The sequence below is a fragment of the Gammaproteobacteria bacterium (ex Lamellibrachia satsuma) genome, from assembly GCA_019623805.1.
GTDB lineage: Bacteria > Pseudomonadota > Gammaproteobacteria > Chromatiales > Chromatiaceae > QGON01.
Genome location: CP053680.1, coordinates 2,398,586 through 2,416,524 on the forward strand (window position 1 = coordinate 2,398,586; position 17,939 = coordinate 2,416,524).

The 17,939-nt window shown below is 58.1% G+C and carries 15 protein-coding genes; 8 read left to right on the plus strand and 7 right to left on the minus strand.

What is annotated here, in order from left to right; translation table 11 throughout:
* Window positions 1–20: 20 nt before the first annotated feature.
* The 7 genes from HPY30_10370 to HPY30_10400 all read right to left on the minus strand — a co-directional run bounded on the left by HPY30_10370 (window position 21) and on the right by HPY30_10400 (window position 5,692).
* Window positions 21–407, minus strand: a complete 387-nt coding sequence (locus HPY30_10370; GenBank protein QYZ66359.1) for a glutamyl-tRNA amidotransferase — start codon at window positions 405–407, stop codon at window positions 21–23.
* A complete protein-coding gene (rrtA, locus tag HPY30_10375; protein QYZ66360.1) occupies window positions 404–982 on the minus strand; it encodes a rhombosortase in 579 nt (192 codons plus the stop codon). Before rrtA ends, HPY30_10370 begins: the two co-directional genes overlap by 4 nt.
* A gap of 139 nt (window positions 983–1,121) precedes the next feature.
* Entirely contained in the window at window positions 1,122–1,859 is a 738-nt protein-coding gene (gene moeB / locus HPY30_10380) for a molybdopterin-synthase adenylyltransferase MoeB (GenBank protein QYZ66361.1), read from the minus strand.
* 43 nt (window positions 1,860–1,902) lie between these two features.
* On the minus strand, window positions 1,903–2,313 hold the full coding sequence (locus HPY30_10385) for a hypothetical protein (protein QYZ66362.1): 411 nt from the start codon (window positions 2,311–2,313) through the stop codon (window positions 1,903–1,905).
* Between the two features lie 83 nt (window positions 2,314–2,396).
* Entirely contained in the window at window positions 2,397–3,263 is an 867-nt protein-coding gene (prmC, locus tag HPY30_10390; GenBank protein QYZ66363.1) for a peptide chain release factor N(5)-glutamine methyltransferase, read from the minus strand.
* 87 nt (window positions 3,264–3,350) lie between these two features.
* Window positions 3,351–4,427, minus strand: a complete 1,077-nt coding sequence (gene prfA / locus HPY30_10395) for a peptide chain release factor 1 (protein ID QYZ66364.1) — start codon at window positions 4,425–4,427, stop codon at window positions 3,351–3,353.
* Complete coding sequence (locus tag HPY30_10400) at window positions 4,424–5,692, minus strand: glutamyl-tRNA reductase (protein ID QYZ66365.1); 1,269 nt, start codon at window positions 5,690–5,692, stop codon at window positions 4,424–4,426. Before HPY30_10400 ends, prfA begins: the two co-directional genes overlap by 4 nt.
* Before the next feature lie 293 nt (window positions 5,693–5,985).
* Here HPY30_10400 and HPY30_10405 point away from each other — a divergent pair, with 293 nt between their 5' ends.
* The 8 genes from HPY30_10405 to pmbA all read left to right on the plus strand — a co-directional run bounded on the left by HPY30_10405 (window position 5,986) and on the right by pmbA (window position 17,888).
* Window positions 5,986–7,326, plus strand: a complete 1,341-nt coding sequence (locus HPY30_10405) for a UDP-glucose/GDP-mannose dehydrogenase family protein (protein ID QYZ66366.1) — start codon at window positions 5,986–5,988, stop codon at window positions 7,324–7,326.
* A gap of 162 nt (window positions 7,327–7,488) precedes the next feature.
* Entirely contained in the window at window positions 7,489–7,959 is a 471-nt protein-coding gene (rlmH, locus tag HPY30_10410) for a 23S rRNA (pseudouridine(1915)-N(3))-methyltransferase RlmH (protein ID QYZ66367.1), read from the plus strand.
* 4 nt (window positions 7,960–7,963) lie between these two features.
* The gene (maf, locus tag HPY30_10415) at window positions 7,964–8,560 is read left to right on the plus strand and encodes a septum formation inhibitor Maf (protein ID QYZ66368.1); all 597 of its coding nucleotides are present in this window, start codon (window positions 7,964–7,966) and stop codon (window positions 8,558–8,560) included.
* An 18-nt stretch (window positions 8,561–8,578) separates the two neighbouring features.
* A complete protein-coding gene (gene rng, locus HPY30_10420; GenBank protein ID QYZ66369.1) occupies window positions 8,579–10,039 on the plus strand; it encodes a ribonuclease G in 1,461 nt (486 codons plus the stop codon).
* 31 nt (window positions 10,040–10,070) lie between these two features.
* Window positions 10,071–13,952, plus strand: coding sequence for a TIGR02099 family protein (locus HPY30_10425; GenBank protein ID QYZ66370.1), 3,882 nt, complete (start codon window positions 10,071–10,073; stop codon window positions 13,950–13,952).
* A gap of 102 nt (window positions 13,953–14,054) precedes the next feature.
* Window positions 14,055–14,885 carry a carbon-nitrogen hydrolase family protein gene (locus HPY30_10430; GenBank protein ID QYZ66371.1) on the plus strand — a complete coding sequence of 277 codons (831 nt, stop codon included), beginning with the start codon at window positions 14,055–14,057 and terminating at the stop codon, window positions 14,883–14,885.
* A gap of 217 nt (window positions 14,886–15,102) precedes the next feature.
* Window positions 15,103–16,545, plus strand: a complete 1,443-nt coding sequence (tldD, locus tag HPY30_10435) for a metalloprotease TldD (GenBank protein QYZ66372.1) — start codon at window positions 15,103–15,105, stop codon at window positions 16,543–16,545.
* A gap of 8 nt (window positions 16,546–16,553) precedes the next feature.
* Complete coding sequence (gene pmbA, locus HPY30_10440) at window positions 16,554–17,888, plus strand: metalloprotease PmbA (GenBank protein ID QYZ66373.1); 1,335 nt, start codon at window positions 16,554–16,556, stop codon at window positions 17,886–17,888.
* Window positions 17,889–17,939: the final 51 nt, after the last annotated feature.

Below are 17,939 nucleotides of genomic sequence, written 5' to 3' on the forward strand. Positions count from 1 at the left end.
GGGAAGCCGCTGTTTGCTGACTATTTGGAACGGTCCAGGCAGCGCTTCAGCATGACGTGGTTATACTGCTCGGCATACTTCTGAGCCTCTTGCAGCAGCTTCAGATGCAGATCACTGACGACCGCATCGGTGGATCCCTCAAGATAGCGAATGCCGCATACCGATTTCGCCTTTGATGAGGACTCCACCGGCACACCCGGCAGGGTCGGACTGCGGGTCGCCATCGCGATCAGTCGGTGGTCTCCCCGTTTGATCGCCGTATCCGCGTCTTTTGTCGCATCGGCATTTTTCAGCCAGGCGAGGGAAGTGACCGCTTCTCGTTCTTCCGGTGACATCTGGGAAACATCTATCTCCTGACAGCCAAAAAGTCCAAACAGCAAAATTGACAAGAGTGCAATAGGTTTCACTCAGGATCCTCATTTCTAAATCGGAGAGCCACTCTCTCCAGCCCCCATATTACTGCCCCGGAGATGGCGCCGTAAAGGTGTGCGTCGACGATCACGCTGCCCTGGGTCAGGGAGACACTGCCCGGTAGCGGTCCCTGGTGTTGTTCCCACAAGAGCTTACCCGCCAGTAGAACCAACATGATCACGGAAGACTGGGGAGATGTCAGCGCCCTGTCCAGCAGCGCCAGTGCCAGCAGGCCGTGCAGGGCGCCGGAGAAACCGGCATACCAGCCTACATCCGGGCTGAAGAGCAGAAGTCCCAGCGAGGTTCCCAGGGTGAGCAGCAGCAATCTCAGCCGGATGTCCGGTAGGAAGAAAAGTTCCAGGATGAGCCAGAAGGCCAATAGATTGAGTAGCAGATGGGGCCAGCCCAGGTGTACCAGGTGGGCAGTGATCAGACGCCAGAGTTGCCCGTTTCCGATGGCTGCATTTTCGTAACGCAGCACCTGTTGCCAGCTATCAGGCAGCAGCAGGATCAGGAAACAGAGCGAGGAGAGCAGGAGCGGGGTGATCCTGCATTGAAGCAACGAAGGCACTAGTCGTCCTTCATTTAGGATGTGCAGGGTGCGCCATGCGCACCAAAACAAGCCGTAATCACGCTATTCACGCAAATCATGGTGCGCACAGCGCACTCTACCTCCTGGTTGAACCCGCAATCATCACATTGAAGTAGCACTAGCTGCAAACCGGGCAGTGCGGGTCTGCCTTGAGCTTGAGACTGCGCCACTGCATGTGCAGCGCATCCAGAATCAACAGTTGTCCCTCGAGTGTCGATCCGGCGCCGGTAAGGCACTTGATGGCCTCCGTGGCCTGGATGCTGCCGATGATGCCGACCACCGGCGCGAGCACGCCGTTGGCGGTGCAGGTGTCCTCCACCTGGCCGTTTTCGGGGTAGAGGCAGCGGTAGCAGGGGCTGCCGGGTTTACCGGGAAAGACGCTGACCTGTCCCTCCATGCGGATTGCCGCGCCGGATACCAGGGGGGTGCTGTTCTCGTGGCAGGCGGCATTGATGGCGAAGCGGGTAGCGAAGTTGTCGCAGGCGTCGACCACGAGGTCTGCCCGCTGGATCTGTGCGGAGAGCTCATCCCCTTCAAGCTGATGTCCGATGCACTCGATTTCGATCTCGGGATTGAGTGCGGCAAGCGCCTGCTTTGCAGATTCAACCTTTGGTGTGCCGATACGGTCGGTGGTGTGGATGATCTGGCGTTGCAGGTTGCTCAGGTCGACCTGGTCGAAATCGACAAGTGTCAGCCGTCCGATCCCGGCGGCTGCAAGATACATCGCCACCGGCGCGCCCAGTCCACCAAGACCGATGAGCAGTACGCTGGCATCGAGTAGCCGTTGCTGTCCCTCGATGCCGATGGAGGGCAGCATGATCTGGCGGCTGTAGCGCAGCAGTTGTTCGTCGTTCATTGGAGTTGGAATCCCGTCAGGTCTGACAGGCAACCATAATAAATTAGAGATATTTGCGCCAGTGCTCGGGGCGGTGATCCCGGCAATGATGGTCGATGCTCTGATAGCGTTTGGCGAAGATGTTGCGGGTGCAGTTGGGATTGCCCTTGGTGCAACCCCGAACGGCGCGCTGGTTCTCTTCGGTGTAGTAGTGCAGCGCGCGTATCAGCCGGTACAGCAGGCGGTTGTCGATGTGCAGTCCCATACTGGTCAGGCCCACCTCGATCTGCTCCAGGGTGATATCCATGATGTGATAAGTCACCTGCAGATGATGAGCGTCGATGGGATCGACCCGCATTACGCCTTCCACATCGGCAAGCAGCAGCGCAGCGGTCTGAGCCTGATTCGGATCCGGGTGAAACTCAACGAAGTGAATACTTCGATGTTTGATGAATTCGTGACCATCAATATCCATAGTCGACAATCCTAGCTAATGTAGGGGAATTTTCAAGTGGCAGAACCCATGGAATTGTCTGTTCTGCGATAAATTCGGGTTTTTCAGGCAGAGGTTATTTCATGTGGCATACGGCCCTCAGTGATCCTTTCATGTCCGGCCAGGTCGCGATGGGATTGAACCCCTGTCAGTCCGGCCTCCAGCAAAAGCGCCTGCACGGCTGCTGCCTGGTCAAAACCGTGTTCCAGCAACAGCCAGCCACCGGGTAACAGATGGTTGTGGGCTGCAGTGGTGATTTCGCGGATATCATCCAGCCCGTCATGGCCTGCGGCCAGCGCCTCTCTGGGCTCGCTGGAGAGATCTCCTTGGGCGAGGTGAGGGTCATCACTGGGGATATAGGGCGGATTGCTCAGGATGAGTCTGAAGCGGCCGTGGCCAGGCAGTGCTTCAAACCAACTGCCCAAGTGGAAGTGCACGTTATTGAACCCCAGCTTGTCACCATTTTTCCGGGCAACGGTAAGGGCTGCGGATGAGCGGTCAGTGGCGTGGATCTCGCAGTCAGGGCGTTCGCTGGCGATTGCCAGGGCGATGGCACCGCTGCCGGTGCCCAGATCGGCAATGCGGCAATGATTCTCCTGCGGCAAATGGGCCAGCGCCTGCTCAACCAGCAGTTCTGTGTCGGGACGGGGGATCAGTGTGTCCGGTGTGACCTCCAGCTCCAGGGACCAGAACTCCCGCCGTCCGGTGATATAGGCGATGGGTTCACCCTTGCGGCGCCTTTGAAGCAGTGCCTGATAGGCCTGATACAGGGCGATGTCGAGCATTTTTTCAGGCCAGGCGTAGAGATGGCTGCAGGGTTTTTGGAGCAGATGGCAGAGCAGTACTGCCGCTTCCAGTTGGGATGAACCGTCAGGTTGCGCCCCCAGGATAGATGCCGCTTCCTCCAGGGTCTGTTTGATGTTTTTCTGCATTGGAATAGCTTTGAACGGGGTAGGAACGGCGCCTCGCCGCGATGACTCCGCAGGTAGGTTAATCCGGCGAGGCCCCGCTCCTACAGCCTATTCACCCATCGCCGCCAGCGCCTCGGCTTGATGTTCGCGCAGTAACGGATCCACCACCTGGTCGAGCGTCCCGGTCATCACCTCGTCCAGTTTGTAGAGGGTCAGGTTGATACGGTGATCGGTAAGCCGGTTCTGGGGAAAATTGTAGGTGCGGATACGCTCGGAGCGATCCCCGCTGCCGACCTGCAGCTTGCGGGCGCTGGCCTGCTCGCTGGCGGCGACATCCTGGATCTGGGAGAGCAGTTTTGCCGACAGCAGAGACATGGCTCGGGCCTTGTTTTTGTGCTGTGAGCGTTCATCCTGGCACTCGACTACTATGCCTGTGGGAAGATGGGTGAGACGCACCGCCGAATCCGTCTTGTTGACGTGCTGGCCCCCGGCACCCGAGGCGCGGTAGGTGTCGATGCGCAGATCGCCGCTGTTGATCTCCACTTCGTCGACTGCCTCCGCCTCCGGCAGGATGGCCACGGTGCAGGCGGAGGTGTGGACCCGCCCCTGGGATTCGGTTTCAGGCACCCGTTGCACCCGGTGTGCGCCGGATTCAAACTTCAGCCGGGAGTAGACTGCATTGCCGCTGATGCGGCAGATGATCTCCTTGAAGCCACCGTGTTCGCCGGGACTCTCGCTGATGGTCTCCACCTGCCAGCGCTGTGTCTCGGCGTAGCGAAGATACATGCGGTGCAGGTCGCCCGCAAACAGTGCCGCCTCGGCACCGCCGGTGCCGGCGCGGATCTCCAGAAAGACATTGCGGCCGTCATTTGGATCCGCAGGTATCAGCAGCAGCTGCAATTCGGGTTCCAGTGAATTGCGGGCCTGCTCAGCACCCTCCAGCTCCTCCTTGGCCAGTTCCGCCATCTCGGGATCGTTCAACATCTCCCGGGCGACTTCAATATCCTCTTCTGCTGTTGTGTAGCTGCGATAGGTTTCGACTACCGGCTCCAATTGGGCGTACTCCCGGCTCAGATCTCGGAATAGATTCTGGTTGCCTTGAGTATCCGGTTCGGCCAGTAGGGCGGTGATCTCTTCAAAACGTTCGGCGATCTGATCCAGCTTGCCGCGCAGTGAAGGTTTCATGATGTGCTGTCGAGTTGTTTCAGCTGAAACAGGGTATTGGCGGCCTCAAGCAGCTCAGTCTGGCCGTCGAAACCGGCTTGGCGTAACTGGGAGCTGGGGGTGTGGAGCAGTTTGTTGGTGAGCGTTCTGGCCAGGAACTGCAGTGTCTCTTCCGGAGATTTGCCCTTGTTGAGCTGCTGCAGTGCCTTCTTCAGCACTTCGTCCCGCAGCAGTTCCCCTTGATTGCGGTAGTCCTGGATCAGCTCAACCGCGTCGAGGGAACGCAGCCAGCCGATAAATTCGTCTACGTAGCGTTCAATGATCTCTTCCGCCTGCTCTGCTGCTTCCTGGCGGGAACGCATATTCTCCTGAATGACCTCATCCAGGTCATCGACCGTGTAGAGGTAGATGTCGCTCAGATCCGATACTTCTGGCTCGATATCACGGGGTACCGCGATGTCCACCATGAAGATGGGTCTGTGCTTGCGCTCCTTGAGCGCACTCTCCACGGTGCCTTTGCCCAGCACCGGCAGGGGGCTGGCAGTTGATGAGATAACGATGTCCGCCTCAGCAAGATGTCCGCTGAGTTCTGTCAGTGCGATGGCATAACCTTCGAACTGGGCCGCCAGATTGTGCGCTTTCTCCACGGTTCGGTTGGCGACGATCATGTGGCCGATGCCGTTCTGGTGCAGGTGCCGGGCGGCAAGCTCAATGGTTTCGCCGGCGCCGATGAGCAGGGCTGTCTGCTCCGAAAGATCGCTGAATATCTGTTTTGCCAGACTGACGGCTGCGAAGGCGACCGAGACCGGGCTGTTGCCGATGGCAGTGTCGGTGCGGATCTGTTTGGCGACGGAGAAGGCGTGCTGAAACAAACGGCAGAGCAGTTTGCGGGTGGTGCCGGTTGCGTTTGCGGTCTGGAAGGCGGATTTTACCTGTCCCAGGATTTGCGGTTCGCCGAGTACCAGGGAGTCGAGTCCGCAGGAGACCCGCAACAGATGTTGTACTGCTGCATCGCCGAGGTGGCTGTAGAGGTAGGGGCTGACCCGTCCCTGCTCCAGACCGTGAAAATCGCTGATCCAGTCTGCTACGGAGGCCTGGGCATCGTCGTCGATGGTGCAGTAGAGTTCGGTGCGGTTACAGGTCGAAAGGATCACCGCTTCGTCCACCGCAGGATGCTCGCTCAGGTTGCGCAGGGCGCCGACGATGATGTCTGGCCCGAAGGTGAGCCGCTCCCGGATCTCCACCGGAGCGGTCTTATGGTTGAGTCCCAGAGCGAGTATTGTCATTGAATTGTGAGCAGGTCTTGATTATAGGGCCAATGCGAAATTTTGTTATATCAAGGGGTTAAATTCAAGTTTGTCTTGCAGAAAAGGCTTTTTCGGGGCTTTTGGCAGCGGCCCGGAAATGATCAAAGTAACAATATTCAGTGAAAATGTGGGAATTTGGTGCTTGTCGGTGCAACATTTGGTTCAAGTTTGGTAGCATGCCGACCGATATCTGGCAGTAAGCAAAATGACAGGCATGGCTCCCTGCGGGGTTGCCGGTGCCGAACAAATGGATAAATGGAGTCTTAAGGTAGATGAAAGTCACGATCTTTGGGAGTGGATATGTCGGTCTGGTGACCGGAGCCTGTCTGGCTGAGGTGGGTAACGATGTCGTGTGCGTGGATGTGGATCCCGCCAAGATCGATCTGCTCAATAGTGGCGGTATCCCGATCTATGAGCCTGGGCTCGAGGCCATGGTGCAGCGCAACCGGGAGGCGGGCCGCCTCACATTTACACTGGATCCGAAAGTGGGCGTCGAACACGGTCTGTTCCAGTTCATCGCCGTCGGTACGCCGCCGGACGAGGATGGTTCCGCCGATCTGCAGTACGTCACCGCCGTTGCGCGCAGCATCGCCGAGCACATGACCGAGTACCGGGTCATCATCGATAAATCCACCGTTCCCGTGGGGACCGGTGACAAGGTGGCGGCCGCCGTGCGCGAGGTGCAGGCCGGGCGGGGTGTGGAGATCGAGTTCGACGTGGTCTCCAATCCGGAATTTCTCAAGGAGGGGGCGGCGATCGATGACTTCATGCGTCCCGACCGTATCGTGGTGGGTACCGACAATCCCCGTACCGGAGAATTGCTGCGTGCGCTCTACGCACCTTTCAATCGCAACCACGAACGGGTGATGGTGATGGATATCCGCTCTGCGGAGTTGACCAAGTATGCGGCAAATTCACTCTTGGCCACCAAGATCAGTTTTATGAATGAACTCTCCAACATCGCTGATGCCCTGGGTGCGGATATCGAGCATGTGCGGGTGGGCATAGGTTCCGATCCGCGTATCGGTTACCAGTTCATCTACCCCGGTTGTGGTTATGGCGGCTCCTGCTTTCCCAAGGATGTTCAAGCGTTGGAGAAGACCGCGCTCAGCGTTGGTTACACACCGCGCATTCTGAATGCGGTTGAGGCGACTAACCATGCCCAGAAACGCGTGGTGTTCGACAAGGTCAACAGCTACTTCGACGGGAACCTCAAGGGCAAAACCTTTGCGGTTTGGGGGTTGGCGTTCAAGCCCAATACCGACGATATGCGTGCAGCTTCCAGCCGGGTGATGATGGAACTGCTCTGGGATGCCGGTGCGAGAGTGCAGGCATTCGATCCGGTGGCAGTCGAAGAGTCGCAGCGCATCTACGGTGAGCGCGACGACCTTGTCTATGCTGAGGACGCCATGGGCGCGCTCGAAGGTGCCGATGCCCTGGTGATCATGACGGAGTGGACCCAGTTCCGCAGTCCCGACTTCGATACCGTCAAATCGATGCTGAAGAGCCCTGTCATCTTCGATGGCCGCAACCTGTTCGAGCCGGAGATCGTCACTCAGGCGGGATTGAGTTATCTGGCTATAGGGCGCCCTCCGGCGCTTCCGGCTGACTGACTTTTTGGCGCTGACCTGGCTGAAAACGGCCTGCAGTCGGAAGATTGCAGGCCGTTTTTTTTGCTGCGCACCATGATTGCTGTGGAAGTGCGTAGCGGAAAAAGGATGAAAATTCCTGCCTTTCTCTTTCTCCCCCGGTGCAATGGCGTAGAATGATCCGCCATGAAAATCCACCTCATCTCTGTCGGAAACCGTATGCCACGCTGGGTGGTCGAAGGGTACGAGGAGTATGCGCGGCGCATGCCGGCGGAGTGTGGGCTGAAACTGGTGGAGATAACTCCAGGTCATCGCGGGAAAAATGCGGACATACAGCGCACCTTGCGTGATGAGGGTGAGCGGATGATGAAGGCGATTCCGAAGGGTTGTCATGTGATTGCGCTTGATGTGCAGGGCAATTGTTGGAGCACAGAGAAACTGTCCCAAAAGCTGGGTGCCTGGATGGGCAATGGTCGGGATATGGCGCTGCTGGTGGGTGGTCCCGAGGGGCTGGCGCCTGATTGCCTGGCGTGCGCAGAAGGGCGCTGGTCGCTTTCACCCCTGACCATGCCGCACCCGCTGGTGCGGGTGGTTGTGGCGGAGCAGATCTACCGGGCCTGGAGCCTGCTGCGCAACCATCCCTATCATCGGGCCTGATAAAATGTCGGAACCGATGGTCTTTCTCGCTTCCCGCTCACCCCGCCGCGCTGAACTGCTGGCGCAGATTGGGGTCTCTTATTCAGTAGTGGATATCGAAGTGGATGAGACGCCCCGTGATCAGGAGAGTCCTGAGGCGTATGTATTGCGTCTGGCCGTTGAGAAGGCGCAGGCGGGCCGTACTCGGTTGGCGGAAGGTTGTCCGCTGCCGGTGCTCGCCGCAGATACTGCGGTCGTGGTGGATGAGCGGATTTTGGGTAAACCACGGGATCGGCAGGATTCATTGGAGATGATGGCACTGCTCTCCGGGCGCACCCATCATGTCTATACCGGCGTGGCACTGGCCGGGAATCGCAAAGATGCCAGATTGAGCCGGAGCGAAGTCGTTTTCCGGCAGATTGCACCGCAGGAGGCGACAGCTTATTGGGCCAGTGGTGAGCCTCGGGATAAGGCGGGTGGTTACGGCATTCAGGGATTGGGCGCCATGTTTGTTTGCGAACTGCACGGCAGCTATTCCGGAGTGATGGGGCTACCTTTGTATGAGACGGCGGGTTTGCTGCAGGATGCCGGTATCGAGTTGTTGGCACCACGACATAAATGACAGAGAACAAAAGAATCCATGAGTGAAGAGATCCTGATTAATGTCACCCCGCCCGAGACACGGGTCGCAGTGGTTGAAAACGGTGTCGTACAGGAGATTGTCATCGAACGGAGCGGCAATCGAGGCCTAGTGGGGAATATCTATCGGGGCAAGGTCTGCCGGGTGCTGCCTGGCATGCAGGCAGCTTTTGTGGATGTGGGGCTGGGACGGGCCGCCTTTCTTCACGCCTCGGATATCGGTTCCCCCAGCCCGAATGGTGAGGAGCGCAACGACAATATCAGTGAACTCCTGCGTGAGGGACAGATGGTTACCGTGCAGGTGTTCAAAGACCCGCTGGGGACCAAGGGCGCGCGTCTGACGACCAACATATCCATTCCTTCGCGCTATCTCGTTTTCATGCCAGGGCTTGGCAATGTGGGCATCTCGCAGAAGATCGAGGATGAGGATGAGCGTCAGCGCCTGCGGGATCTGCTGGGCGGCTTTCTGGAGCAGTCTGACATCGGTGGCGGTTATATCGCCCGGACAGCAGCGGAAGGGGTGCCGAATGAACCGATGAAGACCGATATGCATTTTCTGGCACGCCTGTGGGAATCGATTCTGGAGCGCAGTAAGGGCGCCGGCAAGATTGAATTGGTACACGAAGATCTGCCGTTGGCGTTGCGTGCCTTGAGAGATCTGGTGGGACCGGATGTGGAGAAGGTGCGGGTCGACTCCCGTTCCACCCACCAGCGCGCTATCGAGTTTGCCCAGCGTTATATCCCTGAGATCAAGAAATGTATCGAATACTATCCCGGTGAGCGTCCGATTTTTGATCTGTATGGCGTGGAGGATGAGATTCAGAAATCCCTTGAGCGTAAGGTTCAGCTCAAGTCCGGCGGCCACCTGGTGATCGATCAGACCGAGGCGATGACCACCATCGACGTGAATACCGGGGCTTTTGTCGGACATCGCAATCTGGACGAGACCATCTTCAAGACCAACCTGGAAGCCGCACAGGCGATCTGCCGTCATCTGAAACTGCGTAATCTGGGCGGTATCATTATTATCGATTTTATCGATATGAGCGTTGTGGAGCATCGGCGCCAAGTGTTGCGTGCGCTGGAGAAGTGCCTGGCCAAGGATCATGCGCGAACCCATATATCCGAAGTCTCTTCTCTGGGGCTGGTGGAGATGACCCGCAAAAGAATACGTGAGTCCCTGGAGCATATACTCTGTGAAACCTGTCCCTGTTGTGGTGGCCGGGGGTCATTGAAGACTGCCGAGACCATCTGCTACGAGATTTTCCGGGAGATTTTGCGCGAAGCCCGTCAGTTCGATGTCGAGTCGCTGTTGGTACTCGCCTCACAGGAGGTGATCGACCGTCTGCTGGACGAGGAAGCCACGAATCTCGCCGAACTCGAACAGTTCATCAAACGCCCCATCCGCCTGCAGGCGGAGTCGCTCTATAGCCAAGAGTACTATGACGTGGTGCTGATCTGACGCCCAAGCATAACGCGAAGCACTATTTTTTATGTGGCACCTCACCAAATCGCTGGCTGCAAGACTGCACCGCCTGACCAACAGAGCGATCATCATTATCGCAGTGTTGATAACTGCGGTGCGGCTGCTGATGCCCATGATGGACCTGGATGAATACCGGGAGACCATCGCGGAGCTTATCAGCGAGACGGCGGGAATGCCGATCCATATCGGGCGCCTGAATGCTGATCTGCACGGGGCACACCTGGCGCTTGTATTGCACGATGTAACCTTGAAGGATCCCGAGACGGGGGGTGTCAAACTTCATCTCCGCAAGGCACATGTCGATATCGAAATTATTCATAGCCTCTGGGATGGCGCCCTGCGGTTGGGGGCGGGAGAGCTGCATGGGACGCAGCTGTTGCTTCTACACCGCCAGGATGGTTCGGTCTCTCTGGAGGGATTTGAGACCCAGCACCAGGAGGGAGGCTCCTCCATCGCCTCACTCTTCCTTCGCCGCAGTCGTCTGCGATTGGTCGATAGTGAAATCTATTGGCGGGATGAGGGCGACAAAGGGCCACCGTTGCGACTGCTCAACGTGGATGTCACGCTGCAGAATGACGGCAACCATCACCAGATAACCGCGAATGCGAGCATAGATGGTACCGACTCGGGGCGTTTTAGGCTGCAGGCAGATCTGCAGGAGCGGGCCGGGGATAAACCCGACTGGTTTGGTCAGATCTACCTGAAAGCCGATGGATTGGTGCTGCAGCATCTATTGTCCAGTCGCCTGCCCAGCCCCTCCAAACTGGACTCAGGATTGCTCGACTTGGAACTATGGGTCGATCTTGGCAAGGGGCGATTGGCGCGACTGCAGGGTGGGCTGAGTCTGCAGAATCTGCAGCTTAGGGATGAAAAGACAGCCAGAGAACTGAGCATCGAAAACCTCAGTACCCGTTTCGACTGGTCCTGGCGTGAAGGGGGGGGGCGTCTCGACCTGCATCAGCTGGTGCTGCTGGATAAGAATCAGCTTTGGCCGCCGGGACGTGTCAGTGTTGAATGGATCAGTGCAGCAGATGGCCCGGCTCAACTGGGTATAGGCGCCGATTACCTGTCGTTGCAGAGGCTGGTTCAGTTATTCGCCTTGACCCCTTTTGCCGAGAGCGACGAGGGAAAGGCGATTTTGACGCTCGCACCCAAGGGGCATCTGACCAATTTTCGACTGGCGCTGGAGTTGCCGCCGGAAGCGGAGCCTCGCTGGCGGGTCAGTGGGCGGCTGACACGATTTGAGAACCGCCCCTGGCAGGCGATTCCAGGCCTGGAAGGGCTCAGGATCGACTTCAATGGCGACCAGGATGGTGGTTCGTTAGTGCTGGATTCGGATGCATTTACCGCCGAATTCCCCGTGCTGTTTCGTGACCCCTTGAGCGCCGACCACCTTCAAGGATATTTTGACTGGCGGTGGACTCCAGGTCAGGAGGTGCGGCTGAGTACACAAGACTTGTACGTCTCAAACTCCCATGTAAGTACCCTGAGCCGTCTGGATCTACGCGTGCCGGTGGATGGCTCAACTCCAGTCACCGATATCCAGACCGATTTCTGGGAGGGCGACGGTGCCCACAAGAGCCGCTACCTTCCCGTTGGCGTGATGCCGGCTCCCCTGGTGGATTGGCTCGATAGGTCGCTGGTTTCCGGACATGTAACAGCCGGTTCATTTCTTCTTTATGGACCCGTGGAACAATTCCCGTTCGAGCAGCAGGACGGACGTTTTGAGGTGGTGTTCGGTGTCGAGGATATGGTGCTGGACTATATGCCGGACTGGCCCCGGATAGAGGAGGGAGTGGCGGAGGTCCACTTTATCAACAACAGCCTGGATATCACTGTATTCGACGGCCTGTTGCTGGAGAGCCGTGTCAAACGTGCGCAAGCAAAGATCCGCAATCTCTCCGGTGCCTCCCCGGTAGAGATCAAAGGAGAGATGCGCGGAGATTTCAGCGATGCGCTGCGTATCCTTGGCGAGACGCCGTTGCGGGCGCAGTTTGGGCGCTTTGTTTCGCTCATGGAGGGGCAGGGCGAGAGTGATGTTGTGATCGATTTCAATGTGCCCCTGCTGGACAAAGATCCCTTCCGTCTCGATGGCCATGTCGGCTGGCAGGATGCCAGGCTGCAGATTCCCTCATGGGATGTCGCCCTCGAAGGATTGCAGGGACAACTGGATTTTGATCATCGGAGTATCCGGGCCAAAGCGCTCACTGCAACCCTGCTGGGCGAGCCGGTGAAAATTGACTTGGCGACCGGCGGACAGGGCGGTGCCACGGAGACATCCATCACCGTGGCTGGTGCGGCCTCTGTTGAAGACCTTGATCGCCGTTATCCCGGCCTGGGTTTGGGGATGTTTGATGGGGCACTCAAAGGTACCATGCAACTCGATGTCGCCCATGACGCAGGCGCCGAGGCGCCACTGCGACTACGGGTGACATCGGATCTGCAGGGTGTGTCGATTCCGCTTCCCTCCCCGCTGGGAAAAACTGCCGATGTCGCCCGCGACTTCGAGTTGAAGATCGATTTTCTCCAGGACGACCGGCAAGCGGTGTATCTGGCCTATGCCGGGCTGTTCAGCGCATTGTTGCAGCAATCGAGCCGGGGTTTTGAACGGGGTGATCTTCTGTTGGGTGGCGGCGCACTTGCACTTCCCCAATATGAGGGCTTCAGGTTGCGTGGCACGTTGGATGCGCTGGATGCGGATGCCTGGATGCGTTGGGCGGAGAGTCTGGGGTTTGAGGGAACGGGAGAGGATCCGCATCTCAAGTCACTGGACCTCACGGTTGAACAGATGCAGCTGGCGGGAAATGTCTGTCCGAATGCCAGGATAACGGCAACCCCACTTTTTGGCGGTTGGCGCTTGACCATCGATTCCGACACGGTCAAGGGTGCGCTCCTGATCCCGCAAGCTGGGAAGAATCTGCCGTTGCGAGGGGAGTTCGATCGTGTGGTGCTGGAGATGGAGGCTACCCACTCTGCGGCGACAGCTAGCGCAAAAGGGTTGGATATCGACCCCCGCAATCTGCCGCCTCTGGAGCTCTCCATCGAGTCGTTGGAGGTCAATGGCCAGCCCTTGGGGACAGCGCTATTGCATTGGGATCATGTGCCCCGTGGCGTCAGGATCAGCCAGCTATCCTTGAACGGTGATGCACTCAGTCTCGAAGGCAGTGGCTACTGGTACCGCATAGGGTCTGAGGACAGCACGGCGCTGGAATTGCGGGGCCATCTGAAGAGCCTGGGGGAGGTATTGCGTGATCTTGGGTTCAAAACCGCCGTGCAGAAGGCCGCTGTGGATGCAGAGATCGATCTGAACTGGCCGGAGAGCCCCATGAATTTCTCTTTGGACCGGTTGAATGGATATCTCTCCCTGCAGATTGGGGAAGGCGCGGTGCCGGATGTGGGGCTTGGTGTCGGAAAGGTGATCTCTCTCTTCAGCCTCAATACGCTGAGCAAACGTCTCTCGTCTGATTTTAGCGGGGTTTTCAGCAAAGGGCTCTATTTTGACAGTATCACCGGCACCTTCACTCTGCGGGATGGCAACGCCTATACCGATAATTTCATGCTAAAGGGGCCGGAGGCAACAATCGAGATGCACGGACGTACAGGCCTCAGGGCTCAGGACTACGAGCAGACGGTAAAAGTGATTCCCAGGCTCTCTGCCAGTCTGCCGCTGGTGGGCGCATTGGCGATCAACCCAACGGTCGGAGTGGCGCTTGTGTTTGCGCAGCAACTGTTTGGCAGTGAGATGGATCGCATCGCCCAGGTCGAGTACAAGGTGTCGGGCGGTTGGGACAACCCCACAATGCAGCGGATTCCACGCAAATTGGCTGCGGATGGATCAGTGGAAGAGGGCGCCGCGCCAAAAGAGGGGTTGGAGCTGTTCGAGCAGTAGCCAAGGGTCTGGGCTAGCTCAAATACTGTTATTGATGCTATTCTGCACCTCATTTTTCAAGGGTAGGCAGGTGCGCTGCTCGTTTGCAGTTAAAGGGAAAAGATGTCGGAAGAGAAGACAAAAGTCGCTGCCATTCAGATGGCAACCAGTCCTAACGTCAGTGCCAATCTGTTAGAGGCGGAGCGGCATATCAGCGAGGCGGCCGAAAGTGGCGCCGAATTGGTCGTGCTACCGGAGAATTTCGCCTTCATGGGCGAGCGCGACCCGGATATGTGTACGCTGTGCGAAGATGTGGGCGACGGACCCCTGCAGAACTTCATATCCCAGATGTCGCGTCGCTATGGTGTCTGGCTCGTTGGGGGCACCATCCCCATGCGGGCGGTTGATGGCGCGAAGGTGAAGTCGGCTGCACTGGTCTATGATGATCAGGGTGAACAGGCGGCCCGTTACGACAAGATTCACCTGTTCGATGTGCATCTGGTGGAAGCGGATGAACGTTACGTTGAGTCCAATACCATTGAGCCGGGTGAGCAGGCGGTGGTGATCGACAGCCCTTTCGGGCGTCTCGGTGTGGCTGTCTGCTACGATCTCCGCTTTCCCGAACTTTTCCGCAAGATGCTCGACATGGGAGCGGAGGTCTTTGTGGTGCCCTCTGCTTTCACTGCAATTACCGGCAAGGCGCACTGGGAGACACTGGTACGCGCCCGCGCTATTGAAAATCTGGCCTTCGTGGTGGCGGCAGCCCAGGGTGGCTATCACGTCAATGGACGCGAAACCCACGGTCACAGTATGATCGTCGACCCTTGGGGAAGTGTCCTGGTACAGGTACCCAGGGGAACCGGTTTTGTCAGCTGCGAGTTGGACCGGGAGTACCAACGAACCATTCGCCGCACTTTTCCCACCATCGACCATCGTCGGATAAAACTCGATTGATCGCCAGATACGCCATCAACACAATCTTGAAAGTGGCGAACGTAGGGTGTGCCGTGCGCACCGGAACAAGCAATCATGGTGCGCACGACACACCCTACAATATGTCTCCCCTTCATCTTTGCAGGATGGCTTGAACTTCGAAACTTGAGGTACTGACTATCCAATTTTCACTCATCCTATTGCCAAGCCTGAATCTTGCGGGATTGGCCGAGTCGCTATGTCCGATCTGATACAAATAGCCCATGAAACCCTGCTGGATCCAACCGGTTTGGGAGAGTCCGATCTGGACCGGATGTTGGGAGAACTCCTGGGAGGTGGTATCGACGCCGCAGATATCTATTTCCAGTCCAGTCGGCTGGAGTCCTGGGTGCTGGAAGACGGCATCATCAAGGAGGGTTCTCACAGCATTGAACAGGGTGCCGGAATTCGCGCCATCAGCGGGGAGAAGACCGGATTTGCCTATTCGGATGAGTTACATCTCACCTCCCTGATCGATGCCGCCCGTGCAGCCCGCGCCATCACGCGCAGTGGTGGTGCCGGAACGGTGAAAGTGGTGGGGTTGACACCGGTCCGCCAACTCTACCAGCCGATCAACCCGTTGATCAGTCTCACTGAGTCGGAAAAGGTGGAACTGCTGCGGCGGGTGGATGCGGAGGCGCGAAAACAGGATAGCCGAGTGAAGCAGGTTATGGTCAGTCTGGTGGGCACCCATGATGTAATGATGGTCGCGGCAACAGACGGCACCCTGAGTGCGGATGTAAGGCCTCTGGTGCGGCTGAACGTCCATGTCATCGTCGAACAGGGTGAGCGGCGGGAACAAGGCAGCAGCGGAGGCGGTGCCAGAGACAGTTTTCAGTTTCTGCTCGATGAGGAGCGGGCGCTGGGTTTTGCCCGTGAGGCGGTGCGCCAGGCACTCGTCAACCTGGAGGCTGTGGATGCACCGGCAGGTACCATGCCGGTGGTGCTGGGCCCCGGCTGGCCCGGTGTTCTGCTGCACGAGGCGGTTGGGCATGGACTCGAAGGGGACTTTAATCGCAAGGGCACTTCTGCTTTCAGCGGACGTATCAGTGAGAAGGTGGCATCTTCCTGCTGCACGGTGGTTGATGACGGCACCCTGCCGGGTCGCCGCGGCTCACTCAGTGTCGATGATGAGGGGACCGAGAGCCAGAACACGGTGCTGATCGAGGATGGCGTGCTCAAGGGGTACCTGCAGGACAAACACAACGCACGTTTGATGGGCGTCGAGTCCACCGGCAACGGGCGGCGTGAATCCTATGCCCATCTGCCGTTGCCGCGGATGACCAACACCTACATGTTGCCCGGCAGCTACGACCCGCAAGAGATCATCGCCTCAGTGGACAAGGGGATATATGCCGTCAATTTTGGTGGTGGTCAGGTGGATATCACCTCCGGCCGCTTTGTCTTCTCCGCCAGCGAGGCCTACCTGATAGAGAACGGCAAGGTCACTACGCCGGTAAAGGGGGCGACACTGATAGGCAACGGCCCTGAAGCCATGATGCAGATCAGTATGGTGGGCAACGACCTGGCGCTAGACCAAGGAGTTGGCGTCTGCGGCAAGGAGGGACAGAGTGTGCCGGTGGGCGTTGGGCAACCGACCCTGCGTATCGATGAACTGACCGTCGGCGGCACCGGGGTCTAAGCGAGATTATGAACGATATAAAAGAGCGCAAGGCGCGGCTGCAACAGCTGGTTGCCGACATATTGCAGGAGGCGAAAGCTCAGGGTGCCAGCGCGGCAGAGGCTGGGGTGAGCAGTGACGCCGGACTCAGCCTGAACGTGCGTATGGGTGAGCCGGAAACCATCGAGCACACCAGGGACAGTGGTCTTGGCGTGACGGTCTATTTTGGGCAGCGCAAGGGCTCCGCCAACACCTCAGACCTGAGTCCCGAGGCGGTGCGGGAGACGGTGCGGGCGGCCTGTAATTTCGCCCGCTATACATCGGAAGATGATTGCTCTGGTCTGGCTGACGCGGGTCTTATGGCAACTGACCTGCCGGATCTTGACCTCTATCACCCCTGGAATCAGAGTGTCGATGAAGCCATCGAATTGGCTCAGACCTGTGAAGCGGTGGCACGTGATCAGGATTCGCGCATCGTCAATTCCGAGGGAGCCAGCGTCGACAGCCATGCAGGGCTGCATGTCTATGGCAACAGCCACGGCTTCATCAGCGGCTACCCCTCCTCCCGCCACAGCATGAGCTGTGCCGTGGTGGGACAGGATGGTGACAGCATGCAGCGGGACTACTGGTACAGTCAGTCGCGCCGTCATGTAGACCTGGAAACACCGGAGACGGTGGGCCGGATTGCGGCAGAGCGAACGGTCTCCCGTCTGGGTGCGCGTCGGATCGCCACCGGTGAGGCGCCGGTACTGTTCCAGGCCGATGTGGCGGTTGGTTTGCTGCGCAGTTTCCTGGGTGCGATCCGTGGGTCGGCGCTCTATCGCAAAGCCAGCTTTCTGCTGGACCATCTGGATCAGCGGGTCTTTCCGGAATTCGTCAGAATTCATGAGATGCCTTATCTGCCCCGCGGCTTGGGCAGCGCCGCTTTCGACAGTGAAGGTGTGGCGACCCGTGAGCAGGATTTTGTCAGCGACGGTATCCTGCGCAGTTATCTGCTGGATAGTTATGCTGCTCGAAAGATGGGCATGCAGAGCACAGGCAATGCCGGCGGTGTACGTAATCTGCGCACTAGCAGCGGAAGTCTGGATCGTCAGGGGCTGCTGAATAATATGGGCCGTGGTTTGCTGGTGACCGAGCTGATGGGAAAGGGTGTCAACACGGTAACCGGTGACTACTCCCGTGGCGCCGCCGGTTTTTGGGTGGAGGGTGGAGAGATCCAATATCCGGTGGAGGAGATCACTATCGCCGGCAACTTGAAGGAGATGATGCTGGGACTCCAGGATATTGGTTGTGATGTGGAGACCCGTACCAGCGTACAGACCGGTTCCTGGCTGATCGACCACATGATGATTGCGGGACAATAGCAATCATGGTGCGCATGGCGCACCCTACGCTCGTCACATTTAGCGAAGCCC

Excerpts from the sequence above, each read along its gene's own strand:
- HPY30_10385 (QYZ66362.1), bottom strand. The coding sequence starts at position 2,313 with ATGGATATTGATGGTCACGAATTCATCAAACATCGAAGTATTCACTTC.
- prmC (QYZ66363.1), bottom strand. The coding sequence starts at position 3,263 with ATGCAGAAAAACATCAAACAGACCCTGGAGGAAGCGGCATCTATCCTG.
- pmbA (QYZ66373.1), top strand. The coding sequence starts at position 16,554 with ATGAACGATATAAAAGAGCGCAAGGCGCGGCTGCAACAGCTGGTTGCC.
- rng (QYZ66369.1), top strand. The coding sequence starts at position 8,579 with ATGAGTGAAGAGATCCTGATTAATGTCACCCCGCCCGAGACACGGGTC.
- rlmH (QYZ66367.1), top strand. The coding sequence starts at position 7,489 with ATGAAAATCCACCTCATCTCTGTCGGAAACCGTATGCCACGCTGGGTG.
- HPY30_10400 (QYZ66365.1), bottom strand. The coding sequence starts at position 5,692 with ATGACAATACTCGCTCTGGGACTCAACCATAAGACCGCTCCGGTGGAG.
- prfA (QYZ66364.1), bottom strand. The coding sequence starts at position 4,427 with ATGAAACCTTCACTGCGCGGCAAGCTGGATCAGATCGCCGAACGTTTT.
- HPY30_10425 (QYZ66370.1), top strand. The coding sequence starts at position 10,071 with ATGTGGCACCTCACCAAATCGCTGGCTGCAAGACTGCACCGCCTGACC.
- HPY30_10430 (QYZ66371.1), top strand. The coding sequence starts at position 14,055 with ATGTCGGAAGAGAAGACAAAAGTCGCTGCCATTCAGATGGCAACCAGT.
- maf (QYZ66368.1), top strand. The coding sequence starts at position 7,964 with ATGTCGGAACCGATGGTCTTTCTCGCTTCCCGCTCACCCCGCCGCGCT.
- tldD (QYZ66372.1), top strand. The coding sequence starts at position 15,103 with ATGTCCGATCTGATACAAATAGCCCATGAAACCCTGCTGGATCCAACC.
- moeB (QYZ66361.1), bottom strand. The coding sequence starts at position 1,859 with ATGAACGACGAACAACTGCTGCGCTACAGCCGCCAGATCATGCTGCCC.
- HPY30_10405 (QYZ66366.1), top strand. The coding sequence starts at position 5,986 with ATGAAAGTCACGATCTTTGGGAGTGGATATGTCGGTCTGGTGACCGGA.